Annotated in this window: 8 protein-coding genes; 2 read left to right on the top strand and 6 right to left on the bottom strand. The window is 66.6% G+C overall.

Annotated elements, in window-relative coordinates; genetic code table 11:
* Positions 1 to 134: 134 nt before the first annotated feature.
* Positions 135 to 1,289, top strand: a complete 1,155-nt coding sequence (locus HMPREF2826_RS04335; protein WP_070639518.1) for a coiled-coil domain-containing protein — start codon at positions 135 to 137, stop codon at positions 1,287 to 1,289.
* 378 nt (positions 1,290 to 1,667) lie between these two features.
* On the opposite strand, the gene HMPREF2826_RS04330 is transcribed toward HMPREF2826_RS04335, so the two are convergent.
* The 5 genes from HMPREF2826_RS04330 to HMPREF2826_RS04310 form a co-directional block, all read right to left on the bottom strand.
* Positions 1,668 to 2,426, bottom strand: coding sequence for an amino acid ABC transporter ATP-binding protein (locus tag HMPREF2826_RS04330; protein WP_070639516.1), 759 nt, complete (start codon positions 2,424 to 2,426; stop codon positions 1,668 to 1,670).
* Positions 2,427 to 2,472: 46 nt separating this feature from the next.
* Positions 2,473 to 3,354, bottom strand: coding sequence for an amino acid ABC transporter permease (locus HMPREF2826_RS04325; RefSeq protein WP_070639514.1), 882 nt, complete (start codon positions 3,352 to 3,354; stop codon positions 2,473 to 2,475).
* On the bottom strand, positions 3,351 to 4,010 hold the full coding sequence (locus HMPREF2826_RS04320; protein WP_058270712.1) for an amino acid ABC transporter permease: 660 nt from the start codon (positions 4,008 to 4,010) through the stop codon (positions 3,351 to 3,353). Before HMPREF2826_RS04320 ends, HMPREF2826_RS04325 begins: the two co-directional genes overlap by 4 nt.
* 334 nt (positions 4,011 to 4,344) lie before the next feature.
* A complete protein-coding gene (locus tag HMPREF2826_RS04315; RefSeq protein WP_070639512.1) occupies positions 4,345 to 5,337 on the bottom strand; it encodes a glutamate ABC transporter substrate-binding protein in 993 nt (330 codons plus the stop codon).
* A 541-nt stretch (positions 5,338 to 5,878) separates the two neighbouring features.
* The gene (locus tag HMPREF2826_RS04310; protein WP_070639510.1) at positions 5,879 to 6,811 is read right to left on the bottom strand and encodes an undecaprenyl-diphosphate phosphatase; all 933 of its coding nucleotides are present in this window, start codon (positions 6,809 to 6,811) and stop codon (positions 5,879 to 5,881) included.
* A gap of 413 nt (positions 6,812 to 7,224) precedes the next feature.
* Here HMPREF2826_RS04310 and HMPREF2826_RS04305 point away from each other — a divergent pair, with 413 nt between their 5' ends.
* Positions 7,225 to 7,674, top strand: a complete 450-nt coding sequence (locus HMPREF2826_RS04305; protein WP_070639508.1) for a universal stress protein — start codon at positions 7,225 to 7,227, stop codon at positions 7,672 to 7,674.
* A 12-nt stretch (positions 7,675 to 7,686) separates the two neighbouring features.
* Here HMPREF2826_RS04305 and HMPREF2826_RS04300 read toward each other — a convergent pair whose 3' ends face one another.
* The gene (locus HMPREF2826_RS04300) at positions 7,687 to 8,580 is read right to left on the bottom strand and encodes a DMT family transporter (protein WP_070639506.1); all 894 of its coding nucleotides are present in this window, start codon (positions 8,578 to 8,580) and stop codon (positions 7,687 to 7,689) included.
* Positions 8,581 to 8,636: the final 56 nt, after the last annotated feature.

The raw sequence follows: 8,636 nt of genomic DNA, 5'->3' as shown, positions 1-8,636 counted from the left end.
GGCCGCCTGCCCGCGGGATGGCCGCCTGCCCGCGAGCCTCCCTTGGCCCCCGTGGCACGTGACGGCCCGCATCGGTAGAATGGTGCCGTCACGCACGCACGCCTGAGAGCAGGCATATCGCAAGGGACCCCGACATGACCGCCAACAGAACCCGAGTCCGCCGCCCCTCTCTGCTAGGTCGTGTGGCCCTGGTCGTCGCCTGCGCCTGCGCGGTCCCCGCCGCCGTTGCCCTGGCGGAGCCCGCCCGTCTTGAACAGGACGAGGCGGCCGCCCAGCAGCGGATAGAGGACACCGCCAGGGCCTATGACGACGCCACGCGGCGCGTCGAGGAGCTGCAGCGGCAGATTGACGAGAGTGCGGCGCACATTGACGCAATCAACTCCCGGCTCCCAGACGTGCGCAGAAGCGCAGCCGAGGGCCTGAGGGGCCAGTATCGGCTCCAGGAGGGGTCGCTTGACCTGATGGGGATGATTCTCGACGCCGACAGCCTGAGCGACTTCATCGAGTCAATGGCGTACGTCTCGTCCATCACCTCGCACAACGCCGCAAAGGTGCGCGAGCTCGTGGACCTCACGCACGAGATGGAGGCGACGCGCCAGGAGCTCGAGGACCAGCGCGCCGAGGCGAGCCAGCGGCAGAAGGACGCCCGCGATGCCCTCGACCAGGCTGTGACGGCCCGCAAGGAGCTCCAGAGGCAGGTCGAGGAGCAGCAGGCCAGGGAGGCGGCCGAGGCACGCGCCGCCATCGAGGAGGCGTCAGCCGCCGCCGCGCGGCAGCAGACCTTCACGAACGCCTCGGGCGCCGCCACCACCATAGAGGTCCCCCGGGACGAGCCCGCGCCCGGCCCCGACGCACAGGGAAATGGCGACGCGCAGAAGCCCAAGGTCCCCGGTGGCTCTGACGCCGCCGACGTGAGCTGGCCGGCGGACAAGGCCGCCTTCGTGGACCAGTGGACCGCCCGCATCGACGCATTCTTGGCAGGGTCGCCCCTGGCGGGACACGGCAGGACCTTTGCCGAGGCCGCCTGGGACAACGGCGTGGACCCGCGCATCTCGCCCGCCATATCAAACACCGAGAGCACGAAGGGGCGCTACTGCTTCAGGCCGCATAACGCCTGGGGCTGGGGAAGCTCGAGCTGGCCGGACTGGGACACCGCCATCCGCGCTCACGTGCGAGGCATCGCCCGGGGCTACGGCGGGTACCTGACGCTGGACTTTGCCCGCAAGTATTGCCCGCCCACCTACCAGTCGTGGTACGCGACCACGTTGTGGAGCATGCAGCAGATCTAGACCCGACGGCAGCAGCCTCGCCATCCGTTTTTACGGCCACGGGCCGACGTCGCATCGGTCGGTGTGCCCTTAGCCAAAACACGCGCCGCTGCCCTTAGCCAAAACACGACGCTTATATCAGAATAAGGGGAAAAATTCCATTTTATTGATATATATGTCGTGTTTTGGCTAAGCACGCGTCATGCTCAGCCGCAATCGCCTGATAATCGGCAATCTGGGGCGCCGACCAGCGCCAACCAGGACGCTTCACGACCGCAGCAACCCGCAGCCAGGACGCTTCACGACCGCGGCAGCCCGCAACCAGGGCGATTCGGGCACATGCGCCGCGGTCGGCCCCAGGCTCAGGGCGTCTCGCGCAGGCTCCCGGTCAGCTCCCGGTCAGTGTCCCTGGATGGAATCAATGAAGTCGCGAGCCCGCTCGGTCTGAGGACGCGTGAAGAACGCCTCGGGCGTGCCCTCCTCCAGAATCTGGCCGTCGGCCATGAAGACCACGCGGTGGCCGACCCGACGGGCGAAGCCCATCTCGTGGGTGACGACGACCATGGTCATGCCCCCCTGTGCCAGCCCCACCATGACCTCCAGAACCTCGTTGATCATCTCGGGGTCAAGGGCGCTCGTGGGCTCGTCAAAGAGCATAACCTTGGGATGCATGGCCAGGGCGCGGGCGATGGCGACGCGCTGCTGCTGGCCGCCGGAGAGTTGCGCCGGCACCTTGGCCGCCTGCTCGCGCACGCCCACGCGCCCCAGCAGCTCGAGCGCGTCCCTCTCGGCCTCCTTGCGCGGCACCCCCAGAACCTCCACCGGCCCCATGGTCACGTTGTCAAGGATCGTCCTATGGGCAAAGAGGTTGAAGCTCTGAAAGACCATGCCGATCTCGGCGCGCATGGCGGCGAGCGCCTTGCCCTCCTGGGGAAGTGGCGTACCCTCGATGAGAATCTGGCCGCCGTCGATGGGTTCGAGCCGGTTGATGGTACGACAGAGCGTGGACTTGCCGGACCCCGACGGCCCCACGACCACGACCACCTCGCCCGCGTGGACGGCAAGGCTGACGTCCTTGAGGACGTGCAGGTCTCCAAAGTGCTTGTCAACGTGACGCAGCTCGATGACCGGCGTCTGCTCGATGGTCTCAGGTGTCATGGCGCTCCTTTGCTTGCCCGGTACGACGCGAGGCGGGCGGCGCAGCCTACAGGGACGTCTCGCCGGCTCGCGTGACGAGCGTGACGCCACTTCGGGCGGCGATAAAGGCGGCGAGCTTGTTAATCAGGTAGTTGAGCACGACGTAGATGACGGCAACGACAAGGTAGACCGAGACGAGCGCCGTGTAGTTGTTGATGAGCACGCGGGCGTCCTGCATCAGGTCGGGATAACTGACCACGTAGGCCAAGGTGGTGTCCTTGACGACCACGACGAGCTGCGAGACGAGCGTGGGGATCACGAAGCGGATGGCCTGGGGCAAAAGAATTTTTGCCATGATCTTGCCCCTGCTCATGCCCAGCGAGAGGGCCGCGTCGACCTGTCCCTGGGGGACGGCGTTGACACCTGCCCGAAAGACTTCGGCCAGCACGCCCGAGGCGGCAAGTCCCACCGGAAGCGTGATCATCCAGAAGGACTGAAGCTTGACGCCATATTGCGGCACCACGAGAAAGAAGAAGTAGATTAGAAGCAGGCTCGGCACGCCGCGAAAGAAGTCGATGACCACGCGCGAGAGCACCTCGACGACCCGGACGCCGCAGGTGCGCCCCAGCATGAGGACAAGGCCCAAAACCAGGGAGAGGATGCCGGAAGCTGCGGCGACCTTCAGGGTCCCCACGAACCCGTTGGCCAAAAAGGCCCAGGTGGTGGAGCGCGTGAAGAAGAGCCAGTACCGCGGGGAGAACTGCCCCTTCAGATAAAACTGCCTGAGCACCACGGCGACGAGCGCCGCCACGAGGATGACGCCCACGACCGTGCAGACGCGCATGAGGCGTCGCGTCCGGGGGCCGGGCACCTCGAAGAGAACGTCGCGGATGGCCGTGGGGGCAAGTCCGGCGCTCCCGGGGGCGCGCCCCGTGTCCTGGGCGCTCATCGGAGTATCCTCACGCGCCGGTCTATGCGATTGCCCACCCAGCCGATGACGACGGACGTGAGCGCATAGCCGAGCGCGCTGATGGCGAAGGCGGCGATGCCGCCCGTGGTGTGCGTGTTGATGGTGCTCACGAGGCCCGTGAGCTCGTTGGGGCTCAGCGGCACCTGCGACCCGAGCGAGGTGGTGAGCATGACGGCGATGAGCAGGTTGGTCATGGGGAGCACGACGGAGCGCAGCGCCTGGGGAATCACCACCTGGCGCATGATCTGACCAAAGCCAAAACCCAGCGAGCGCGCCGCCTCAATCTGGCCCACCTGGATGGTGTTGATGCCGCTCATGAAGTTCTCGCTGCCAAACGCGGAGGCCACGAGCGATACGACCACGATGACGCTGGTGAGGTAGTCGAGCACCAGGCCCAGATGAGGCAGGGAGTACACCACCAGCACCAGCAGCGACACGCCAGGGATGTTGCGAAAGACCTGCACGTAGCCGTCGCCGAGCACGCGCAGGGGCTTGATGGGACACACGCGCATGACGGTGACCACCAGGGCAAGCGCCATGGCGACGAGGTAGGAGACGGCGGTCATGCCCCACGTGGTCAGCAGGGCCGTCAGATATCGCCCTCCGTATTGGGAGATGAGCTCAGCGAATCCCATATGTCACCTTCCCCCCGCCTCGTGTCTCTCGGCCCCCTTGGGACGCGCACCCGCACGCACGCGCCCGCACGGCGCGAGAGCTCGGGCGCCCGCAAGCGCGATCGGTGCCTTGGGCCACAGTAGCACGCCTGCCCCGCCGCAGCGCCCTTGCGAAGCAACAGCTCAATAGAACGTTACATAAGGGCGGCTCCCGCAGGTAGGTACGGGAGCCGCCCTCGCCACAGGCAGCGCGTTCAGACCTGTGCAGAGATGCTGCCAGACGGAACCAGAGCCAGGCGTGCGCAGAGCCGTCGAGCCTGCGCCGGACGCGCCCGCACGCACGCCATGCGCCGCACTAGGCGATCGCCGGGGGCTGCGGCGCCGTCGCCTGGCCGGTGCGGTTGCCGATGCAGATCTTCCACAGCTTCTCCCAGCTGCCGTTGTCCTCGACGTCCTGAAGGAAGGCGTTGACGAAGGCGACGCCGTCCGAATCGAGCGGCAGGCCGATGCCGTAGGAGTCGTTGGGTCCAAAGGGCTCGCCGACAAGCTTGAAGTCGTCCGGCTGCTTTGCGACGGTGCTCTCCTGCATGGTGCGATCGACGACGTAGGCGTCCACGCGACCCTGCATGAGGGCCTCCTGCGCCTCGGCGCTCGTCTTGAAGAGCTGCTGCTTGGCGTCGGGACAGGTCTGGGTCATGATGTCGGGACCCGTCGATCCGGACTGGACGGCGACGTTCTTGCCCGCGAGGTCCTCGACGCCGTTGATGTCGGCATTGTCCTTGGCCACGAGGATGCCCTGCCGCGAGTTGTAGTATGGGCCCGCGAACGAGATGACCTTCTTGCGGTCGTCCGTGATGGAGTAGGTGGCGAGCACGCAGTCAACCTGGTTGTTCTGCAGCACCGACTCACGGGTGTCCGAGGTGACCTTCGTGAGCTCAAACTTGGCCTGGTCGCCCAGGACGTAGCGCGCCAGAAGCTGGGCGAGGCCGGCGTCAAAGCCGTAGAGCTTGCCGTCCGTGTCGTCAAGCTGCGAGAAGAGCGTGGACGTCTCCACGCCGCCCACCAGGAGTCTGCCGCGGTCCTTGACGGCCTTGGCCCATGCGCTGGCCTCGACGGCGGAGGCGTCGGCGACGGTGCCGGCGTCCAGCAAGCTCGCGAAGGCAGCGGTGTCGATGGAAGTTGCCGCCGACGTGGTGCCGGCGTCGCCCGACGGCGCGGGGGCAGATCCGCCATCGCCGGAGCAGGCCGCAAGGGCGAGGGCCGCAGCACCGGTGAGGGAGGCTCCGACAAACGAGCGACGCGTGAGGGCAACGCCCGCAACGGAGGAGGGCTGGCTGTTCTTGCTCATGTGACACACCTCTTCTGTCGAGTCCAACACGGGAGCCAGGCATCGATCCCGGCAGCGACCGCCTGCTGGCAAACCCCGCCCATCAAGGCGTCAGCCTGTCGTCAGACGCGCGGGGGGCAGCCGACGGACGACCGCGTGATTTCCCGTTCGATACGGCGGATATACCCCCTCATGGCATAACCGATACAAAAAATCTCACGATTACGGGCAAACAACGTCACCCACATGGGCGTCCATGCGGACGACTCCCGCGCGAGCGCCTCCGCGGGCGCCTCCCTTGGACGCGCCCCAGGCCGCATGCTCATCGTGCCTTTCGGCTCAGTTTTGGCGCGAATTTCGGCGAAAAGCGAGTCAATTCGCAAGATGAGCGCCGCTGCGGGGCGCGCTGCAGGCGGAGGCGCCGCTGCGGGGGCGCGTCGCGGGCAGGCGCGCTACGGGCAGGTGCGGAGAGGAGCGCGGCATCGACGACACGGTAGTGCGCGAGACGTGCGCGACGTCGCCTTACGAGGCGTGCGAGCCCCCGTCCGGCGTCGCCGCACGGTCACGCCATCAGAAAATAGCCTATGACGGCCACGCCGAGAGCGATGCGATACCACCCGAAGGGCCTGAAGTCGTGGCGCTTGACGAATCCCATGAGGAAGCGAATGGCGGCAAGCGACACCAGAAAGGCCACAAGGCAGCCCACGAGCAGAATCAAAGTCTCGTCCGGGGCAAACCCGTTGCCCTTGAGGACATACTTGACCAACCTGAGCCCGCTGGCCCCTACCATGACGGGCACGGCCAAGAAGAAGGTAAACTCAGCCGCCACGGCACGGGAGCAGCCCAGAATGAGGCCGCCGATGATCGTGGACCCCGAGCGCGAGGTGCCGGGCACGATCGAGAGGACCTGGAAGAGCCCTATGCCGATGGCCGTGCCCCAGCCAAGCTCCTGAAGCGACCTCACGCGCGCGCGGGCGTCCGCAAGCTGCCCGGCGCTGGTCGCGTGGCTTGCGCGCGCACCGACGACGTCCGCGGGGGCCGCAAGGTGCGCGGGCGCAGGGCCCACGGGAAGCTTGGCCTCGCGAGCTCGACGACCTTCGATGACGATGAAGGCCACGCCGTAGACGATGAGCGCCGCCGCGATGACGAAGGGGCTGCCCAGGTGCCTCTCCATCCAATTGTCCAACGGTATGCCGATGACGGCGGCGGGCAGGCAAGCGACGACGATCTTCGCCCAGAGAGACCAGGTGAAGCGCCGCTCCTTCTTGCTCTTGTCCCCGGCAAGGGGGTTGAGGTCGTGAAAGAACAGGACGACCACGGCCAGGATGGCGCCCAGCTGTATGACCACCAGAAACATGTCCCAGAAGTCCTGACTCACACCAAGGCTGACAAACTGGTCAAGCAGAAGCATGTGCCCCGTGGACGAGATGGGCAGCCATTCTGTAACGCCCTCGACGACGCCGTAGATGGCGGCCTTGATGAGTTCGAGCAGCACGTATGCCTCCTAGCGGCGAAGATGCGGACGGCGGACAAGCAACGTCCCGGAGCGGCCCTTACGCCTCAGGCACGTCTTCGCAGGCGGAATGGGGCCTGCCGCCTCTCATGATGACGCTCGCCGCAGGTGCAGGCACGGGATGGCAGACACGCTCACAGCCCCGCCACATCGAACGAGGGAGCCCGCGACAGCGCCACAGACATGCGGCAGGGCCGAGCGCTCGCCCTGTCCGCCCGGACGTTCCCCGCCTGCCGAGCCCTGCCCGCAAAGACCCGTCCGCCGCTCGCGGAGGGAGGGCGGCGCGCCGGGGCGTCATGTGCCGGGGCAGGCGTCCCCATGGGTAGACTCTCCGGTAAGGCCGCTCCCTGGGAGGGTCTTGACGCGGCTGACGGATACGACCTCAGGAGGCTCGCATGACTGACTACAGGCGACTGGGCTATGACAAGATCTTCGTCACGCTGGACGGGACCGAGACGCAGGACAAGGTCCTTGAGCGCGCCGTCATCATGGCGGCAAACAACAACTCGGAGCTCTACATCGGCCACGTGATCGACTCCACCGCGCTCGAGACGGCCGGCACCTACCCCACCGAGCTCATCCAGGACCTCGAGAGGGGATTTCGCGACTCCATCGCCGACGCCGTCCGGCAGGCCGAGGACGAGGGCCTCATCAAGAAGGTAGAGGTCATCGTCAAGGCCGGACGCATTCGCGAGACCCTCAAGGACGAGATGATCGACGTGATCCACCCCGACCTCATCATCTGTGGGGCCCGCGGGCTCTCGTCGATCAAGTACGCGCTGCTGGGGTCCATCTCGACCTTCCTCACCCGTAACGCAAAATGTGACACGCTGGTCATCAAATAGGGATGCCATGCGCTAGGCGGTCAGGAACACCATGAGGATGATCATGGCAAACCCCACGAAGTCCGTGGGGAGAAACTGCGTGCCCACGATGAGCACCGTGCTGAGCGTGGCGACCACGGGCTCCGAGGTGCCGAGCATCACGCCCCTGACGGACCCCACCCGATTGACGCCTCCCAGGTAGAGCGAGAAGGCGCCAAAGGTGCCGAAGAGCATGGAGAACGCGACGATTGACCAGCCGACCAGGTCGAGGTCGGGCATGCCCTCCCAGGGACGCACCACCGGGCAGAGCAGGATGCCGCTCATGAGAAATGCCAGGCCGTTGACCGTGAAGTTGCCCCAGCGACCGATGAGCCTGAGCGGCTGAATGGCGAGAAACGTCGCGGCGAGCGCACACGCAAGACCCCAGAGCAGGCCGCCCAACGGCAGGTGCAGGGAGCCGGGGTTACCGCCCGTGGCCAGCAGAAAGGTCCCCCCAAAGGCGAGCGCGGCGCCCAGGGCCTCCCGTCGGCGCGGCAGACGCCGATTGACCAGGCAGACGTAGACCATGGTCAGAAGGACGCCCAGGTTCTGGAGGACCGTGGCCGTGGCCGAGTTGCTCGCGTTGATCGCCTGCATGTAGGCCACCTGCGAGAAGAGGATGGAGCAGACGGCAACTGAGAGGATGGCCAGCAGCTCACGACCGCTGTGCAGGACCTCCCCAACCTTGCCCGGCGTGCGCAGGTGGGCCAGCGCGAGGAAGAGCCAGCAGGCGGTCAGCTGCCGCACGCACACGAGCCAGAGCGGGCTCACGCCATAGCGGCTCATGAGGAGGCCCGAGAGGGTCCCGTTGAGGCCCCAGCAGGTGCCTCCCGCCAGCACCATCAGCGTTCCCATCAGCATCCGGCGCCCGTCGAACCTCGTCGCCACCGTCCGTCCCCCTCTCTCGTCCCTGACGCATGCCCGGCCCGTGAGCCGCTGATTAT

This window comes from Olsenella sp. HMSC062G07 (genome assembly GCF_001811895.1).
Lineage (GTDB): Bacteria > Actinomycetota > Coriobacteriia > Coriobacteriales > Atopobiaceae > Olsenella_F > Olsenella_F massiliensis.
This window is presented reverse-complemented; position numbering and strand designations above follow the sequence as displayed.

Excerpts from the sequence above, each read along its gene's own strand:
- HMPREF2826_RS04335 (WP_070639518.1), top strand. The coding sequence starts at position 135 with ATGACCGCCAACAGAACCCGAGTCCGCCGCCCCTCTCTGCTAGGTCGT.
- HMPREF2826_RS04330 (WP_070639516.1), bottom strand. The coding sequence starts at position 2,426 with ATGACACCTGAGACCATCGAGCAGACGCCGGTCATCGAGCTGCGTCAC.
- HMPREF2826_RS04325 (WP_070639514.1), bottom strand. The coding sequence starts at position 3,354 with ATGAGCGCCCAGGACACGGGGCGCGCCCCCGGGAGCGCCGGACTTGCC.
- HMPREF2826_RS04320 (WP_058270712.1), bottom strand. The coding sequence starts at position 4,010 with ATGGGATTCGCTGAGCTCATCTCCCAATACGGAGGGCGATATCTGACG.
- HMPREF2826_RS04315 (WP_070639512.1), bottom strand. The coding sequence starts at position 5,337 with ATGAGCAAGAACAGCCAGCCCTCCTCCGTTGCGGGCGTTGCCCTCACG.
- HMPREF2826_RS04305 (WP_070639508.1), top strand. The coding sequence starts at position 7,225 with ATGACTGACTACAGGCGACTGGGCTATGACAAGATCTTCGTCACGCTG.